Raw genomic sequence first — 15745 nt, forward strand, 5'->3', positions numbered from 1 at the left:
TCTCAGGGTTGGCGCTGGTGTGAAGGTAAAAAAATCGTCAGTAGCCCTGCCATGATGCACAGCACTCCGGCGAGCGCTTTCGCTGACAATATTCCCTGCCAGCCGGGCAGGATCATTGATGCAACCCACACCAGTACATAGCTCAGGCTGAGCAGGGCATACGCTTTGCTCAGTGCGAGCTGGTGCAGCGCTTTATGCCAGCAAATCACCGACAGTAAATACCCTGCCAGTCCGGCATACAGAGCAAACGCGCCGACGCTAAGAGAGAATACGGCGGAAATGAATTGCTGCGGCTGCAGCATTGGCGGCAGATTATCCATCGCAAAGCCAAGACTCAACTGGGCGGCTGAAGTGATAATAACGCTGCATAATCCCCAAAAGATGCCCATTACACCGCGCTCCCAAGAATAAAGATGCCAGTGATGATTAACCCCACTCCCAGCCAGTGGCGCGGGGTGACGGGTTCGCGCCAGATTTTCCAGGCAGCCAGAGTCACCCATACAAAATTAAGACTCAGCATGGGGTAGGCGATGCCGACCGGAATGTTCTGCAGCACCACCAGCCATAGCAGCATGGCCAGACCGAGACTTGCCAGAGCAAGCACAATCCATAGCGTAATGTGGCGTTTTCGCGCTCGAACGGGAACGGGTCGCGACGCCTGCTTCTGACATAACTGACCGCAGACGCTGAGCAGGCTGGCGAGAACTAAGGCTATCCAGATCATTTCGGCCGATACTGAATCAGGACCAGACGCCCCTGATTATCGATATAGTCAGCGGGAGGGATAGCAAGTCGATTAATATCTTCATCCTTATCGACTGAAAGCACGAGCGTAATGTTTCCTTGCTGACGATGTTGCGCTAACCACTCGGCAAAGTTCCCCCGACCGACAAAACGCCCCTGGGCATCCGGGTAGTTAAGGCCATATTTTAACTCGCCCGTTTGTCCGTACATTATGATGTCGTCACGCTTCAGGCTCCAGGCCAGCCCCGCGGCGACGCCAACGCTGTCGGTGAGAATATAACGGCTCGACTCCAGCGACTCTTTGGTCATCTCGACAAAAAATTGTGGCTGTTTAGATTCCATCACCCGGTCAGGAATGGAGAAGCCAAACAACAGTGCCAGGCCTAATGGACACAGCGCAGCGAACGTCCAGTTCTTCTCGCGGTTATTTAGCGTATACCAGCCAAAGAGTGTCCAGATGATAAAAATGCCCCACGCACAAAACACCTTATACGTTTCGATATGCGACCAGACCGGCGTCTTTAATGGACCCAGTGTAGAAACAATAAACGTGGCGACAATGCCGGTTACACCGAACAGAACGTTGATCCAGCCATTCACGCGCAGCGCGGTTGCGCCTTTTTCCGCGGCCTGCAGGCCGAAACGCGCCGTCAATATTGCCAGCGGCGCGAAGCAGGAAAGAATATAGGTCGGCAGTTTTCCTTTCGCGATGCTGAAAAACAGGATTGGCATGATAATCCAGCTTAACAGGTACAGTGCGCTGCGCGGAACATCCCGTTCACGCCAGCCCGTACGCAGCGCGCCGGGGAGCAGCCCGAGCCACGGTAATGCGCCAGCCACCAAGACCGGAATGTAGTACCAGACGGGGGCCTTATGTTGGGCATCCTCTTGCGCGAAGCGTTGAATATGTTCGACCCAGAAGAAGTAATGCCAGAAATCCGGCTCACGCCGGGCAATCGCTATTCCCCAAGGCAGCACAGTCACGATGCAACCGACTACTGCCAGCAGACCGTAGATAATGAGATCTTTCCAGCGCTTTTGTACGAAAACCCACGGCAGTACGCTGAGTACAGGAACGGCGAGTGCCAGGAAACCCTTGGTCATCACGCCCATGCCGCAGGTTAACCCTAACAGCAGAAAGGCGGTAATTTTGCGCGTTCTGCTGGTGGCTTGCATCCCTTCCCAAAAGCAGCACATGCCCGCCATTAGCCAGAGCGCAATGATGGGATCAAGTACCGCGTAGGTGCCGATGCTGTAAACCGAAAAAAACGTTAAAAAGATAACCGAAGAGAGTACGGCGGTGCGCTTATCCCGCCACAACCGCATGGCAAGCCAGGCAACCATTAGCGCCGTCAGCAAAGTGGCAAAGATGGCTCCTGCTCTGACGCCGAAATTATTGGCGCCAAACAGCCATTGCCCGATGCTGTTTAACCAGTATCCGGCAATCGGTTTTTCAAAATACCGCAGCCCTAAAAAGTGCGGAACGATCCCGTCGCCAGAGGTCAGCATTTCCCGACTGATTTCGGCATAGCGCGTTTCATCAGGTTGCCACAGCAGGCGACTGTTGATGGGGAGAATAAAATACAGCGCAATAAAAGCGATAAATGCCAGGGTGTAGCGGACAGTATGTTTCATCTTGTCACACTCACTGGTTGTTGGCGGCCGACCCATCCCTCTCTGCCGGATATTTTGCCACGCACGATCTGCCCTGTTGGCAGCGAACTAACATCGTCCGGTAACAGGTCGCCGAGCGGGCAAAATGTTATCCCCATGTCTGCGGCGCGAGTAAGCAGCTCGTCAAAATTCTGCTGAAAGGCGATGCCTTCAACTTCCGCATGAATGGTATACACCGGTGTTCCTCTGCTCATCTGGATGTGGGAGAGAATGTAAGCGTTGAAGTCCACCGCCTGGACTTCCTGACCAACCACTTCATCCCAGGTGGGTAGCGTGACGGGAATTTGCGGCGTACCTGTTTTCCCGGACGTCAGCACCGGACGGAATAACGACGTTCCCCGACAGTCGCTGTTATAACGCAGATGGAACGTTTCTTTGGCGTGGACGACGCGATCGTCGGCACGCCATCCGGCAACGGCAGAACAAGTGACGGGTTGTCCGATAAGAGTTTCAAGGGCCGTGATGCCTCGTGAAATATCATCAATCAGCTGTTTGTCATTCCAGTTTCCGCTTCGCGCCTGCCAGGCATGGTGATCCCAGGCATGCAGACCGGTTTCATGAAGCAGGGCGGTTTGCGCAATGATCGCCGCGTTGGCCTGGCCGATCTCTTTTCCCGGCCAGGCGGTTCCCGCCAGCAATATATCCCATCCGTAAAGTGATGCGGCGTTTGAGCGCAGCATCTTCCACAGAAATTGTGGTTTCACAAGACGCCAGAGATGGCGTCCCATGTTGTCCGGTCCAACGCTAAAGAAAAAACTTGCCCGCACGTTATGTCGGTTCAATGTCTCCAGCAGGCGGGGTACGCCTTCGCGCGTCCCCCTGAAAGTATCGACATCTATGCGCAAGCCGACTTGGGTCATGATGTGTGTTCCGTGATATTCACACTGCGTAAGAAGAAGTCCAGCGTCTCTTCTACCGTTTCCTGCATCTCAATGGTGGGCTCCCAGTTCAGGCAGCGTTTCGCATTGCGGATGTTGGGCTTACGATGTTCAACGTCTTGATAACCTTTACCATAGTAGCTGCTGCTTTCGACGTCACGGAAACCGGCAAACGGCGGGAAGTGGTTACGCAATGGATGTTTTTCAAAGCAGGTAAGCAGCATTTCTGCCAGTTCCTGAATACTCGCTTCGTTCTGCGGATTACCGATGTTGATAATCTCACCGTCGCAGCGTCCGCCTTCGTTTTCAATAATGCGATACAGGGCTTCGATACCATCCCGAATGTCGGTAAAGCAGCGTTTTTGCTTGCCGCCTTCAATCAGCTTAATCGGTGAACCTTCCACTAGATTGAGGATCAGTTGGGTAATGGCGCGTGAGCTGCCGATACGCGCGGCGTTAAGGCTGTCCAGACGCGGCCCCATCCAGTTAAATGGTCGGAACAGGGTGAAGCGCAATCCCTCTTTTTCGCCGTACGCCCAGATTACGCGGTCCAACAACTGCTTGGAAACGGAGTAGATCCAGCGTGGTTTATTGACCGGACCGACGATCAGATTTGAGCTGTCCTCATCGAAGACTTTGTCGGTACACATGCCGTAGACTTCGGACGTTGATGGGAAAATGATGCGCTTACGGTATTTCACGCAGTAGCGAATGATTTTCAGGTTCTCTTCAAAATCGAGCTCAAATACGCGCAGCGGGTTGCGGGTATATTCGATTGGCGTTGCGATCGCCACCAGCGGCAGCACGACGTCGCATTTTTTAACATGGTATTCAATCCATTCGGAGTGAATGCTGATGTCGCCTTCGACGAAGTGGAATCGCGGATGCTGCAGAAAACGGCCAATGGCGTCACTGCCAATATCGAGCCCATACACTTCGTAATGATCTTCTTGCAGCAGGCGTTCGGTCAGATGGTTACCAATGAAGCCATTGACGCCAAGAATCAGCACGCGTGTACGATGTTTAGTGGTGGTAACTGACTGGCTGTTCAGGCGGGAGCCTGGAACCAGGCCCAGAACCTGCGCCAGTTGCGACCCTTGCATTGCAATACCATCGCCAGCTTGTCCGGTAATAATTTCCAGGGCGCCATCGCCACAGGCGATCAGCAAAGGAGAAACGGAGATGACGGTACCCGGTTGGGCCGCTGAGTCATTTACGCAAACGCGCGATGACCAGACGGTGAACTTTTGTGTGCCGACATAGCTATATGCGCCCGGCCAGGGATCGCTGACGGCGCGGACCTGGTTATGCAACTCCGCGGCAGGTGTGTTCCAGTCGAGGAAGCTATCTTCCGGTGTACGGCGACCAAAACAGGTAGCATCTGCTTCCTGTTGGGGGCGTTCTGCATAATCCCCGGTTTTAATCGCGGGCAGTGCCTGTTCCAGCAGGTGACGCGCAGCCTGGTACAATTTATGGTGCAGCGTTAACGCCACGTCATCTGGCGAAATAGCGACGCGCTGCTGGGCAATAATGGCGCCAGCATCCGCGCGTTTGACCATGCGGTGAAGCGTGACGCCGGTTTCGGTTTCGCCATTGACCAATACCCAGTTCAGCGGCGCGCGACCACGGTATTTCGGCAGCAACGAACCATGCAGATTAAAAGCCCCGGCAGGCGCAAGACTGAGGATCTCATCACTCAGTAAATGACGATAGTAGAACGAGAAGATAACATCCGGCGCCAGTTGGCTAATGCGTTCAATCCACAAGGGATGATTGACCTCATCCGGGGCGTAAACCGGAATTCCGGCGCTGGCGGCAAGGCGGGAAACCGATCCAAAAAATGCTTTTTCGCCCGGATTATCAGTGTGCGTAAAAATGGCAGCGATTTCATAACCGGCATCCAACAAAGCCTGGACACCCTGACATCCCATATCGTGATAGGCAAATACGATGGCTTTCATGCGCGGTTTTCCTCGGTTGGCTGCGTGGTTTGTGGGCGGATAACGTGTTGAACAAAATAGCGGGGGCGGGCGCGGACATCGTTATAGATGCGACCGATATATTCGCCGAGTAAACCCATGCCAATAAACTGTGCGCCGATAAAGGTAAACAGGACGGCAAACAGCATGAATACCCCTTCCGCGGCCCACTGTGGACCGAGCGTCAGACGCAGAACCACAAGCAGGATAGACAAGGTAAAGCCAGTGGCGGCGATTACGCTGCCCAACAGGCTCAACATACGAAGTGGCGTTGTGGTCAGACAGGTCACCAGGTCATACATCAGGTTGATCAGACGCATAAAGCTGTATTTGGAGTCACCAAATTCTCGCTCTGCATGGTGTACCGGGATTTCCGTAGCGCGCCGGGCAAAAATGTTGGCCAGAATCGGGATAAAGGTACTGCGCTCCTGGCAATGCAGCATGGCATCGACGATGTGGCGGCGATAAGCGCGTAACATGCAACCGTAGTCGCCCATCGCTTTACCGGTGGTGCGCTGAATCAGATGGTTAATCATTCGCGATGCGGTCTTACGAAATACGCTGTCCTGACGGTTCTGACGTACCGTGCCGACCACATCGAAGCCTTCATCTGCGGTGGCGACCAGCCGTGGGATCTCCTCCGGCGGGTTTTGCAAATCGGCATCCAGTGTGATGATCACGTCGCCGGTGACATGACTGAAACCGGCCATAATCGCCGAGTGTTGCCCGTAATTGCGATTTAATAAAATAGAAACAATATGGCTGTTCGGTGCCTGGGAAGCGTCCATCATCAGCTGTGCGGAATGGTCGCTGCTGCCGTCATCAATTAGCAAAATTTCATAGTCTTTGCCCAATTTTTCGCAGGCAGCGCTGGTACGTCTGATTAACTCTGGCAAGCTTTCCTGTTCATTAAAAACGGGAATGACCACCGAGACTTTTTTGATCGGTGCTGCTTCAAACATGGTTATTGTCCTGCAATCTCGCGAAGTGCCGTAATTACCCGCTGGGTGTCATCGGCGGTCATGTCGGGGAATAACGGCAGTGAGCAAATGCGCGCGCTATTCCATTCTGTATTGGGGAGCGAAAGGGTAGTGAAGCGTTCGCGGTAATATTTTTGCGTATGGGCCGCACGAAAATGCAGACCGGTGCCGATATTTTTGGCCTTTAACGCCTCCATTAAGGCATCTCTGCTCAGACCGCAGCGGGCTTCGTCAACGCGAATGATGAACAGGTGCCAGGCGTGAACGTGCGCCCACTGGGGCAGACTCAGTGGTTGAAATGGCGTATCGGCCAGCGCCTGTTGATACTCGCAGGCAATTTGCGCCCGGCGTGAGTTCAGGTGTTCCAGTTTATTTAGTTGTACCAACGCAATGGCGGCGTTGATATCCGTGAGGTTGTACTTGTACCCTGGCGCAAGCACTTCGGCCTGCGGCGCCCGGCCATAGGTTTGTCGATCAAAGGCATCAACGCCCAGACCGTGAAACTTCAGGCTGCGAAGCCGTTGGGCAAGCTGGCTGTCGTCGGTAACGATCAACCCGCCTTCGGCGCAGGTAATATTTTTGATGGCGTGAAACGAGAATATTGCCGTGCCGCGCGCGCCGACATGACGACCTTTATACAACGTCCCTACGGCGTGGGCCGCATCTTCTATAATCGGAATGCCATAGCGTTCGCCAATGGCATAAATCGCGTCCAGGTCGGCGGGGGCGCCTGCGTAATGTACCGGAATAATGGCTTTGGTTCGCGGGGTGATGGCGGCCTCAATTTGCTCCGGTGTGACCATGAGCGTATCGCGGTCGACGTCGATCATGACTGGCGTCGCACCCAGCAGGACAATCATGTTGAGAGTAGAAACCCACGTCATTGACGGTGTAATGACCTCATCGCCTGCACCGATGTCCAGCGCCATCAGCGTGATGTGCATTCCTGCCGTAGCGGAGCAGACGGCGACGGCGTGTTGATTTCCCGTGAGCTGGCAGAAGGCTTCTTCCAGCTGTTGATTTTTCGGGCCGGTGGTTATCCATCCAGAGTCCAGAACCGTCTTCACAGCGGCAAGTTCTTCAGCCCCCATTGCCGGGCGAGAGAAAGGCAAAAAGTCAGACATCATTATTCCTTCAAGCCATTTAACGCCACCGACGTTTTATTTTTAGTGATAAACAGAGGCGTCGTTAATTATTTCATCAGGCTTCAAAGAGTAATGACGGAAGGTTAATTTATCCTTAAGAGTTTAAGGTTTGGGAAAGAGAGAGGAATAGCGTGTTTTTTATTTATCTTAATGAAAAAAAGATCATGTAGGTTCTTGAGTAGTTTGGACGACATTGCTGTTATCTGCAGACTGATGAGCGCAATGCCGCTATTAAGAATGTTAATTATATGCCGTTATTAAAATGATGATTTACAGTAACCCTTTCAAGGTTAACGTTTTACGCGTGGCGATATTTAAATCGTAGGAGCCGAGATCTTCCGCTTTAACCCAGGCGAATGCCTGGAATTCTTCGTTAATCTTCACTTCACGATTAGCCGCCACACAATCGAAGATGAGATAAATCATATAAATCTCTTCCTGACTGCCATCGGCGTACGTTTTGGTGCGAACATCGTCACTGAAGGTCCATGGCGTAATATCTGATAACACCAGTTGTTCGCCCAGCTCTTCTCTTACTTCACGGCGCAAAGCTTCTTCAATACGTTCACCCGGTTCAACGCCGCCGCCAGAAAGCGCCCACTGACCGGGGAACACACCGCGGTCGTCAGCCATTTTGCACAGTAAATAACAGCCATCGTTTTGAATTAATGGGCAAACAATTGTTCTTTGGCGCATAAGTCGAATCCTTGTAGGGGGAGGTATAGAAAATTCCATCGTGCACGCATCTTACCTTTTGCTGGCGGTAGAAAAAACGCTTCATCGACGAATAACGCCGCTTTGGCAGGGAAAACAGGATGTTTGTAGAAAATGGCGTTCTGCTGCCATCAGTGGCGTAATTGCTACAAGAATTTAACCTTATCTAAATCTTGTGAGTAGTATTTGCTTACAATATGTTATTGCATCGCTTTTTTAGTGCATTGATTCCTCGTGATCTAACAGTACAATTCACCGGTTTTGGGGCTATGTTTTGATTCTTGCTGGAAAGGATAGAAAATGAAAAAAAGTTTAATGTTGGGTTTTGCCGGAATGCTGTTTGTTTCCGCGTCGGCGAGCGCGATTAGCATCAGCGGCCAGGCTGGCGAAGACTACACCAACCTGAGTTTCGGTATGGGTACTGAGACCACCGGTCTGGCCGTCAGCGGTAACTGGATGCATAACGATGACGACGGCGATGCGGCCGGTCTGGGACTGGGTCTGAATATTCCTCTCGGTCCGCTGCTGGCAACGGTCGGTGGGAAAGGCATTTATACTAACCCGAATGATGGTGACGAGGGTTACGCGGCGGCGGTCGGTGGCGGTTTGCAGTGGCCGATTGGCGACAGCCTCCGCCTGTTTGGCGAGTATTATTACTCTCCCGATTCTCTTTCCAGCGGTATCGACAGCTATGAAGAAGCGAATGCAGGTGCGCGTCTGACCATTATGCGTCCGCTGAGCATTGAAGCCGGTTATCGCTACCTGAACCTGGCAGGCAAAGACGGTAACCGCGATAACGCGATTGCTGACGGCCCGTACGTTGGGGTTAACGCGAGTTTCTGATTTTTCCGGCGCGGCGTTCAGTCGCGCCTTCCCCCCTCCATGCGTTATAGTGTTTTCATCATAAAAGCAGGAGAACACGATGTTAAACGTGGAGATGCTATCCACCGGGGATGAAGTGTTGCACGGACAAATCGTCGACACGAATGCCGCCTGGCTGGCCGATTTTTTCTTTAATCAGGGGTTACCACTAACCCGTCGCAACACGGTAGGCGACAATCTTGATGATTTGGTCGCCGTTTTGCGTGAGCGTAGCGAACATGCCGATGTACTGATCGTTAACGGCGGTCTGGGACCAACCAGCGATGATTTGAGCGCGCTGGCGGCGGCCACGGCAAAAGGTGAAGGGCTGGTGCTGCATGAAGCATGGCTCGACGAGATGGCGCGTTATTTCCGCGATCGTGGACGCGTGATGGCACCGAGTAACCGCAAACAGGCTGAGCTACCTGCCAGCGCGGAATTCATCAATAATCCGGTAGGAACCGCGTGTGGGTTTGCCCTGAAGCTTAACCGCTGCCTGATGTTCTTTACCCCAGGAGTGCCATCAGAATTTAAAGTTATGGTTGAGCATGAGATCCTGCCGCGTTTGCGTGAGCGTTTTTCGCTGTCTCAACCCCCGCTATGCCTGCGATTAACCACTTTTGGTCGTTCTGAAAGCGAGCTGGCGCAGAGCCTGGATCCGCTGCAATTGCCTCCGGGAGTGACAATGGGCTACCGCTCGTCAATGCCGATTATCGAACTGAAGCTGACCGGGCCGGATTCCCAACGGGAAGCGATGCTGGCGCTGTGGCCAGAAGTTAAGCGGGTTGCCGGGCAGAATATGATTTTCGAAGGTACGGAAGGTTTACCCGCGCAAATCGCCCGCACGTTGCAGGAACGGCAATACAGCCTGACGCTAAGCGAACAATTCACCGGCGGTCTGGTGGCGCTGCAGCTTTCGCGCGTGAATGCTCCGCTGTTGGCGAGCGAAGTGGTTCCGCCCCAGGAAGAAACGCTGGCGCAAACGGCACACTGGATAACCGAACGACGCGGCAACCATTATGCCGGGCTGGCGTTGGCGGTATCGGCTTTCGAAAACGAACATATTAACTTTGCGCTGGCAACGCCTGATGGAACGCATGCCTTACGCGTACGGCTGAACGCTAATCGTTATAGTTTGTCGGTGCGTCAGGAAGTGTGTGCAATGATGGCGCTCAATATGCTGCGCCGTTGGCTCAACGGGCAGGATATTGCCAGCGAACACGGTTGGATAGAAGTGGTTGAATCCCTGACGCTGCCTTCCTGACTTGCACTCTCTCACGCGCTTGTTATGGGAAGGCATACTGGCCTTCCCGTTATCAGTCCAACCTGTTGTACTCTCTGTAAAAAAATCCGTGCGTTAGTTCACAATTATGCTCGTTTTTTCTCCAGCCAGCTGGAAGAACGAGAGGATTTGATGCGCTTCACAATTTTAACCCCCTTAACCTACCACACTGATTCCAGTATCTCAGACTGGAGTCCAGTATGTTGGAATCAAGCAAAGTTCCCGCGCTCACCAGGGCGATCGAAATACTCAATCTCATTGCGCGTATCGGCCCATGTAGCGCCGCCACCATCATAGAGGCGCTGGGTATTCCAAAAAGCACCGCGTACCTGTTACTTAACGAACTGAAGCGTCAGCGCTTTATTAGCATTGATCATCAGGAAAATTACTGCCTGTGGACCAAGCTGGTTGAGCTGTCCGGGCATGCGCTGAGCAAGATGGATTTACGTGAACTGGCGCGTCCCCGGCTGACACAGCTGATGGATGAGACAGGGTTACTTTGCCATCTCGGGATCATCGACCACGAAAGCGCGTATTACATTCTGAAAGTGGAATCGTCATCCACTATCAGCGTGCGCTCCCACGAAGGGAAAAGTCTTTCGCTCTATCGCTCGGGTATCGGCAAATGCCTGCTGGCCTGGCAACCGGCAGCCGCACGAAAAGCCATTATTGAACAGCTGATATGGGAACAGGCAACGCCGACCACTATCACCAGGCCACAGCAGTTGAATGATGAGCTGGAGCGTATTCGACAGCGTGGATGGAGCTTTGATAATGGCGAAGATTATCCCGATGTTCGCTGCGTCGCAGCGCCTGTTTTTAACGCTAACAATGAACTGACCGCCGCGATTTCAGTGGTCGGCACTCGTCTGCAAATTAACGAAGAGAACCGTGATTATCTGGCCGGTAAAGCGATTGCCTGCGCCAGGGATATTTCACGCCTGTTGGGATGGAAAAGTCCCTTCGACTCACTCGCTTCATAAAAAGGAGAACACCATGACCCTACCTAAAATTAAACACGTTCGTGCCTGGTTTACCGGTGGTGCTACGGCGGATAAAGGCGCTGGCGGCGGCGACTATCACGATCAGGGCGCTAACCACTGGATTGACGATCATATCGCCACGCCAATGAGCAAATATCGTGAATATGAGCAATCGCGCCAGTCCTTTGGCATCAACGTATTAGGAACACTGATTGTTGAAGTGGAAGCTGAAAACGGACAGACCGGTTTTGCTGTTTCCACGGCAGGGGAGATGGGGTGCTTTATTGTGGAAAAGCATCTCAATCGTTTTATTGAAGGGAAATGCGTCAGTGATATCAAACTCATTCACGACCAGATGCTGGGCGCAACGATGTACTACTCCGGCTCCGGCGGTCTGGTGATGAACACCATCTCGTGCGTGGATCTGGCGCTGTGGGATCTGTTTGGCAAGGTGGTGGGTTTACCGGTCTACAAACTATTGGGTGGCGCGGTACGCGACGAAATTCAATTCTACGCGACCGGTGCGCGCCCTGATCTGGCGAAAGAAATGGGCTTTATTGGCGGCAAAATGCCGACCCACTGGGGGCCGCACGACGGGGATGCGGGGATCCGCAAAGATGCGGCAATGGTAGCCGACATGCGTGAGAAATGCGGTCCGGATTTCTGGTTGATGCTCGATTGCTGGATGAGTCAGGACGTGAACTATGCCACCAAACTGGCCCATGCCTGCGCACCGTCCAATCTGAAGTGGATCGAAGAGTGTCTGCCGCCGCAGCAGTATGAAGGCTATCGCGAGCTGAAACGTAACGCCCCGGCGGGGATGATGGTTACCAGCGGTGAACACCACGGGACGCTGCAGTCCTTCCGCACGCTCTCAGAAACCGGCATCGATATCATGCAGCCGGATGTGGGCTGGTGCGGTGGGTTAACCACGCTGGTGGAAATTGCCGCTATTGCTAAATCGCGCGGACAGCTGGTGGTGCCGCATGGTTCCTCGGTTTACTCGCACCACGCGGTGATCACGTTCACCAATACCCCGTTCAGTGAGTTTTTGATGACCAGCCCGGATTGTTCAACGATGCGTCCACAGTTTGATCCGATCCTTCTGGACGAGCCGGTACCCGTCAATGGCCGCATTCATAAGTCAGTGCTCGACAAACCAGGATTTGGCGTCGAGCTTAACCGCGACTGCAATCTGAAGCGCCCTTATAGCCACTAATGACCAGTGCGTTGCCAATACCACGGCAACGCCCTCATTTCTTTGAGGATCTTGCTATGAGTACCACGTTACTTGATGGTGTGGTGAAGAAAAACCGCGCCCGTTTGATTCCCTTTATGCTGGCGCTGTATGTGCTGGCGTTTCTTGACCGCTCGAACATCGGTTTTGCCAAAGAGACCTATCAGATTGATACCGGTCTGAGCAACGAAGCTTATGCGTTGGGCGCGGGGATTTTCTTTGTGGTTTACGCCTTTCTGGGGGTTCCTGCCAACCTGTTGATGCGTAAATTTGGTGCCAGAACCTGGATTGGTACCACCACGTTGCTGTGGGGATTCCTCTCTGCGGCGATGGCATGGGCGGATACTGAATCGAAATTTCTGATTATCCGTACTCTGCTGGGGGCGGCAGAGGCGGGCTTCTTCCCCGGTATGATCTACCTGACGTCCCAGTGGTTCCCCCAGCGTAACCGCGCCAGCATCATGGGGCTGTTCTACATGGGGGCGCCGCTGGCGTTAACCCTGGGATCGCCGCTTTCCGGTGCGCTGTTGGAGATGCACGGCTTTATGGGGCATCCAGGGTGGTTCTGGATGTTCGTTATCGAAGGTTTACTGGCGGTAGGCGCGGGCATTTTCACCTTCTTCTGGCTGGATGATACCCCGCAGCAGGCACGTTTCCTGAGCGCGGAGGAAAAGGCGTTACTTATTAGCCAACTGGCGAGTGAAGAAGAGAAAAAGGTCACTTCACGCCTGTCGGATGCGCTGCGTAATGGCCGTGTCTGGCAACTGGCGATTATCTATCTGACGATCCAGGTGGCGGTGTATGGCCTGATCTTCTTCCTGCCAACTCAGGTTGCTGCGTTGTTAGGGACAAAAGTGGGCTTTACGGCTTCGGTCGTGGCGGCAATACCGTGGGTGGCGGCGCTGTTTGGTACCTGGCTTATTCCCCGCTACTCCGATCGCACCGGCGACCGGCGTAATGTTGCCGCGCTGACGCTGCTGGCGGCAGGAATCGGCATTGGCCTTTCCGGGCTGGTTTCACCGGTACTGGCGATTGTGGCGCTCTGCGTCGCGGCGGTCGGTTTCATTGCGGTACAGCCAGTGTTCTGGACGATGCCAACGCAACTTCTTTCCGGGACTGCTCTGGCGGCGGGGATCGGCTTCGTCAACCTGTTTGGTGCCGTTGGCGGCTTTATTGCTCCCATTCTGCGCGTCAAAGCCGAAACGGTGTTTGCCAGCGATGCGGCGGGCCTGCTGGTCCTCGCGGGCGTCGCGATTATTGGCTCGCTAATCATCTTTACGCTGAGTGTGAACCGTTCAGTTTCACAAGCAGGCGCTGCGCATCATTAATCTTATCTACGTTGTAAGGATCGTTATGAACGCATTGTTATCAAATCCCTTCAAAGAAGGATTACGCAAAGGGGAAATCCAGGTCGGCCTGTGGCTCAGTTCGACCACCTCTTACATGGCGGAGATTGCCGCGACGTCGGGCTATGACTGGCTGCTGATTGATGGAGAACACGCGCCGAACACGGTGCAGGATCTTTACCATCAGTTGCAGGCGATTGCGCCTTATGCCAGCCAGCCTGTGGTTCGCCCGGTGGAAGGCAGTAAAGCGTTGATCAAGCAGGTGCTGGATATCGGCGCGCAGACGCTGCTTGTCCCGATGGTCGATAGCGCAGAGCAGGCGCTTCAGGTGGTTTCCGCGACTCGTTATCCACCGCTCGGCGAGCGTGGTGTCGGCGCCAGCGTGGCACGGGCGGCGCGCTGGGGGCGTATCGACAATTATATGGCCCAGGCTAATGAATCACTCTGCCTGCTGGTACAGGTCGAAAGCAAAGCGGCACTGGATAATCTGGATGCCATTCTGGACGTTGACGGTATTGACGGTGTCTTTATTGGCCCGGCGGATCTTTCTGCGTCGTTGGGCTATCCGGATAATGCCGGACACCCGGAGGTGCAGCGGATCATTGAGCAAAGCATTCGCCGTATTCGCGCAGCCGGAAAAGCAGCCGGTTTCCTCGCTGTTGACCCAGCAATGGCGCAGAAATGTCTGCAATGGGGAGCAAATTTTGTCGCGGTAGGCGTGGATACCATGCTTTATACCGAAGCGCTGGATCGCAGGCTGGCAATGTTTAAGCCAGGCCAGAGTACGCAAACGTTGAAAAGCAGTTATTAATATCGGGCCCGGTGGTGTAGCGCCATCGGGCCTGAAATAGCTCCTAATGGTGATGCTCTGTCACGTCGTCAGATACCATCGTGATATCCACCAGCGGAAACTGATATGAAGTTGACAGATGAAGCTTGAGTTCCCGTGCGCCGTCTGATTTTGATTAACTCACATAATATTCTTACCACGAAATATGCACGGAGATGATTTTCTCCAACAGACCGGCTCCGGAGTAACGGGTTAATCAATACAGGGCGATGACTGGTTTTTTGATGCCGCAGGCGTAGGCGTAGCGAGTCAATGTCTCAATACTGGCTTTGGTAATGTTATTTTCAAGGCGGGAAATAACCGGAGGCGTCACCCCCATACGTTCGGCAACCTGAGCTTTTGTCAGGTTGTTATGCCTCCGCCATTCTGCAAGCAGTTCTCTAAGCATCTCTTTACGTTCTTCTTCCCGCCATGCAGCACGAAACTCATCATTCTGCATCCATTCGTTATGCAGTTCTTTATGGCTTACCAGTTTCATTAAGCACCTCCGCTAACCGATTTTTGGCGAGTTCGATTTCTTTTGCTGACGTTTTCTGTGATTTCTTGATGAAAACGCGGAGCATGATGATAGTGTTGCCTTTATGATATAGCCAGATACCTCTGGCTATATCAGTACCCATCGTGCGGATCTCAAAAAGTCCATCGCCAAGAGGTTTCGTATCCGGCTCCCGCAACAACTGGGCGTTATGTTCCAGCTTACCAATGAGCCGGTCAAACTTAACCCGAATTTTTACGGGTAATGCAGTTGCTTCTGCCCTGGCCTCAGGGTGATAAACAACGCTAAACATATGGCTGCCCACTCCAAATAAATGTTAGCTCATAGGCTAATTCATAACCATTCAAAATTAACCTGAAGGCTAATTTATTTGACGATTGCCGCAGCAATCTGGTTACAGCCTGTCAGTATTGGTTTTGTGTGCTTCACATAATTATTCTCAGGATAAGAAACCATCTTTTAAAAACCGCATCGTACGGTGTTGATGTTGCTGATTTAGCCATGGTAGTCCGTCACCAGAGGGAGAAGATGGTGTGACGATACCTACGAATGACGCGGGCTGCATTTGAGGAATTG

General features: G+C 53.1%; 16 protein-coding genes. 6 read left to right on the forward strand and 10 right to left on the reverse strand.

Annotated features, from left to right (window positions below; translation table 11 throughout):
* Window positions 1-2: 2 nt before the first annotated feature.
* From arnF to nudI, 8 genes are all read right to left on the reverse strand, one after another.
* Complete coding sequence (gene arnF / locus OGV93_RS02750; protein ID WP_213238763.1) at window positions 3-389, reverse strand: 4-amino-4-deoxy-L-arabinose-phosphoundecaprenol flippase subunit ArnF; 387 nt, start codon at window positions 387-389, stop codon at window positions 3-5.
* On the reverse strand, window positions 389-724 hold the full coding sequence (arnE, locus tag OGV93_RS02755) for a 4-amino-4-deoxy-L-arabinose-phosphoundecaprenol flippase subunit ArnE (protein ID WP_287109344.1): 336 nt from the start codon (window positions 722-724) through the stop codon (window positions 389-391). Before arnE ends, arnF begins: the two co-directional genes overlap by 1 nt.
* On the reverse strand, window positions 721-2379 hold the full coding sequence (gene arnT / locus OGV93_RS02760; protein WP_200083853.1) for a lipid IV(A) 4-amino-4-deoxy-L-arabinosyltransferase: 1659 nt from the start codon (window positions 2377-2379) through the stop codon (window positions 721-723). Before arnT ends, arnE begins: the two co-directional genes overlap by 4 nt.
* Complete coding sequence (arnD, locus tag OGV93_RS02765) at window positions 2376-3278, reverse strand: 4-deoxy-4-formamido-L-arabinose-phosphoundecaprenol deformylase (RefSeq protein WP_287109345.1); 903 nt, start codon at window positions 3276-3278, stop codon at window positions 2376-2378. The genes arnT and arnD overlap by 4 nt, the downstream gene beginning before the upstream one ends.
* Window positions 3275-5257 (reverse strand): bifunctional UDP-4-amino-4-deoxy-L-arabinose formyltransferase/UDP-glucuronic acid oxidase ArnA, encoded by a 1983-nt coding sequence (arnA, locus tag OGV93_RS02770; RefSeq protein WP_287109346.1) that lies wholly within the window; start codon window positions 5255-5257, stop codon window positions 3275-3277. The genes arnD and arnA overlap by 4 nt, the downstream gene beginning before the upstream one ends.
* A complete protein-coding gene (gene arnC / locus OGV93_RS02775) occupies window positions 5254-6237 on the reverse strand; it encodes an undecaprenyl-phosphate 4-deoxy-4-formamido-L-arabinose transferase (protein WP_049281478.1) in 984 nt (327 codons plus the stop codon). Before arnC ends, arnA begins: the two co-directional genes overlap by 4 nt.
* 2 nt (window positions 6238-6239) lie before the next feature.
* Window positions 6240-7379, reverse strand: coding sequence for a UDP-4-amino-4-deoxy-L-arabinose aminotransferase (gene arnB / locus OGV93_RS02780; protein ID WP_109017491.1), 1140 nt, complete (start codon window positions 7377-7379; stop codon window positions 6240-6242).
* Window positions 7380-7670: 291 nt separating this feature from the next.
* The gene (gene nudI / locus OGV93_RS02785; protein ID WP_016153813.1) at window positions 7671-8096 is read right to left on the reverse strand and encodes a nucleoside triphosphatase NudI; all 426 of its coding nucleotides are present in this window, start codon (window positions 8094-8096) and stop codon (window positions 7671-7673) included.
* A 318-nt stretch (window positions 8097-8414) separates the two neighbouring features.
* On the opposite strand from nudI, the gene OGV93_RS02790 reads away from it, so the two are divergent.
* The 6 genes from OGV93_RS02790 to yfaU all read left to right on the forward strand — a co-directional run bounded on the left by OGV93_RS02790 (window position 8415) and on the right by yfaU (window position 14634).
* The gene (locus OGV93_RS02790) at window positions 8415-8957 is read left to right on the forward strand and encodes a YfaZ family outer membrane protein (RefSeq protein ID WP_016157029.1); all 543 of its coding nucleotides are present in this window, start codon (window positions 8415-8417) and stop codon (window positions 8955-8957) included.
* Between the two features lie 79 nt (window positions 8958-9036).
* Window positions 9037-10239, forward strand: a complete 1203-nt coding sequence (locus OGV93_RS02795) for a nicotinamide mononucleotide deamidase-related protein YfaY (protein ID WP_115190386.1) — start codon at window positions 9037-9039, stop codon at window positions 10237-10239.
* A gap of 218 nt (window positions 10240-10457) precedes the next feature.
* Window positions 10458-11240, forward strand: a complete 783-nt coding sequence (locus OGV93_RS02800) for an IclR family transcriptional regulator (RefSeq protein ID WP_016153810.1) — start codon at window positions 10458-10460, stop codon at window positions 11238-11240.
* A gap of 13 nt (window positions 11241-11253) precedes the next feature.
* A complete protein-coding gene (rhmD, locus tag OGV93_RS02805) occupies window positions 11254-12459 on the forward strand; it encodes an L-rhamnonate dehydratase (RefSeq protein WP_016153809.1) in 1206 nt (401 codons plus the stop codon).
* A gap of 56 nt (window positions 12460-12515) precedes the next feature.
* Window positions 12516-13805 carry an MFS transporter gene (locus OGV93_RS02810; RefSeq protein WP_047359210.1) on the forward strand — a complete coding sequence of 430 codons (1290 nt, stop codon included), beginning with the start codon at window positions 12516-12518 and terminating at the stop codon, window positions 13803-13805.
* A 25-nt stretch (window positions 13806-13830) separates the two neighbouring features.
* Window positions 13831-14634 carry a 2-keto-3-deoxy-L-rhamnonate aldolase gene (gene yfaU / locus OGV93_RS02815; protein WP_284201254.1) on the forward strand — a complete coding sequence of 268 codons (804 nt, stop codon included), beginning with the start codon at window positions 13831-13833 and terminating at the stop codon, window positions 14632-14634.
* Between the two features lie 235 nt (window positions 14635-14869).
* Here yfaU and OGV93_RS02820 read toward each other — a convergent pair whose 3' ends face one another.
* Both OGV93_RS02820 and OGV93_RS02825 read right to left on the reverse strand, forming a co-directional pair.
* The gene (locus tag OGV93_RS02820) at window positions 14870-15151 is read right to left on the reverse strand and encodes a helix-turn-helix domain-containing protein (protein WP_019077272.1); all 282 of its coding nucleotides are present in this window, start codon (window positions 15149-15151) and stop codon (window positions 14870-14872) included.
* Complete coding sequence (locus OGV93_RS02825) at window positions 15132-15461, reverse strand: type II toxin-antitoxin system RelE/ParE family toxin (RefSeq protein WP_019077271.1); 330 nt, start codon at window positions 15459-15461, stop codon at window positions 15132-15134. Before OGV93_RS02825 ends, OGV93_RS02820 begins: the two co-directional genes overlap by 20 nt.
* Window positions 15462-15745: the final 284 nt, after the last annotated feature.

The sequence above is a fragment of the Citrobacter sp. Cb031 genome (genome assembly GCF_030336725.1).
Classification (GTDB): Bacteria; Pseudomonadota; Gammaproteobacteria; order Enterobacterales; family Enterobacteriaceae; genus Citrobacter; species Citrobacter braakii.

Excerpts from the sequence above, each read along its gene's own strand:
- arnF (WP_213238763.1), bottom strand. The coding sequence starts at position 389 with ATGGGCATCTTTTGGGGATTATGCAGCGTTATTATCACTTCAGCCGCC.
- arnE (WP_287109344.1), bottom strand. The coding sequence starts at position 724 with ATGATCTGGATAGCCTTAGTTCTCGCCAGCCTGCTCAGCGTCTGCGGT.
- arnT (WP_200083853.1), bottom strand. The coding sequence starts at position 2,379 with ATGAAACATACTGTCCGCTACACCCTGGCATTTATCGCTTTTATTGCG.
- arnD (WP_287109345.1), bottom strand. The coding sequence starts at position 3,278 with ATGACCCAAGTCGGCTTGCGCATAGATGTCGATACTTTCAGGGGGACG.
- arnA (WP_287109346.1), bottom strand. The coding sequence starts at position 5,257 with ATGAAAGCCATCGTATTTGCCTATCACGATATGGGATGTCAGGGTGTC.
- arnC (WP_049281478.1), bottom strand. The coding sequence starts at position 6,237 with ATGTTTGAAGCAGCACCGATCAAAAAAGTCTCGGTGGTCATTCCCGTT.
- arnB (WP_109017491.1), bottom strand. The coding sequence starts at position 7,379 with ATGTCTGACTTTTTGCCTTTCTCTCGCCCGGCAATGGGGGCTGAAGAA.
- nudI (WP_016153813.1), bottom strand. The coding sequence starts at position 8,096 with ATGCGCCAAAGAACAATTGTTTGCCCATTAATTCAAAACGATGGCTGT.
- OGV93_RS02790 (WP_016157029.1), top strand. The coding sequence starts at position 8,415 with ATGAAAAAAAGTTTAATGTTGGGTTTTGCCGGAATGCTGTTTGTTTCC.
- OGV93_RS02795 (WP_115190386.1), top strand. The coding sequence starts at position 9,037 with ATGTTAAACGTGGAGATGCTATCCACCGGGGATGAAGTGTTGCACGGA.
- OGV93_RS02800 (WP_016153810.1), top strand. The coding sequence starts at position 10,458 with ATGTTGGAATCAAGCAAAGTTCCCGCGCTCACCAGGGCGATCGAAATA.
- rhmD (WP_016153809.1), top strand. The coding sequence starts at position 11,254 with ATGACCCTACCTAAAATTAAACACGTTCGTGCCTGGTTTACCGGTGGT.
- OGV93_RS02810 (WP_047359210.1), top strand. The coding sequence starts at position 12,516 with ATGAGTACCACGTTACTTGATGGTGTGGTGAAGAAAAACCGCGCCCGT.
- yfaU (WP_284201254.1), top strand. The coding sequence starts at position 13,831 with ATGAACGCATTGTTATCAAATCCCTTCAAAGAAGGATTACGCAAAGGG.
- OGV93_RS02820 (WP_019077272.1), bottom strand. The coding sequence starts at position 15,151 with ATGAAACTGGTAAGCCATAAAGAACTGCATAACGAATGGATGCAGAAT.
- OGV93_RS02825 (WP_019077271.1), bottom strand. The coding sequence starts at position 15,461 with ATGTTTAGCGTTGTTTATCACCCTGAGGCCAGGGCAGAAGCAACTGCA.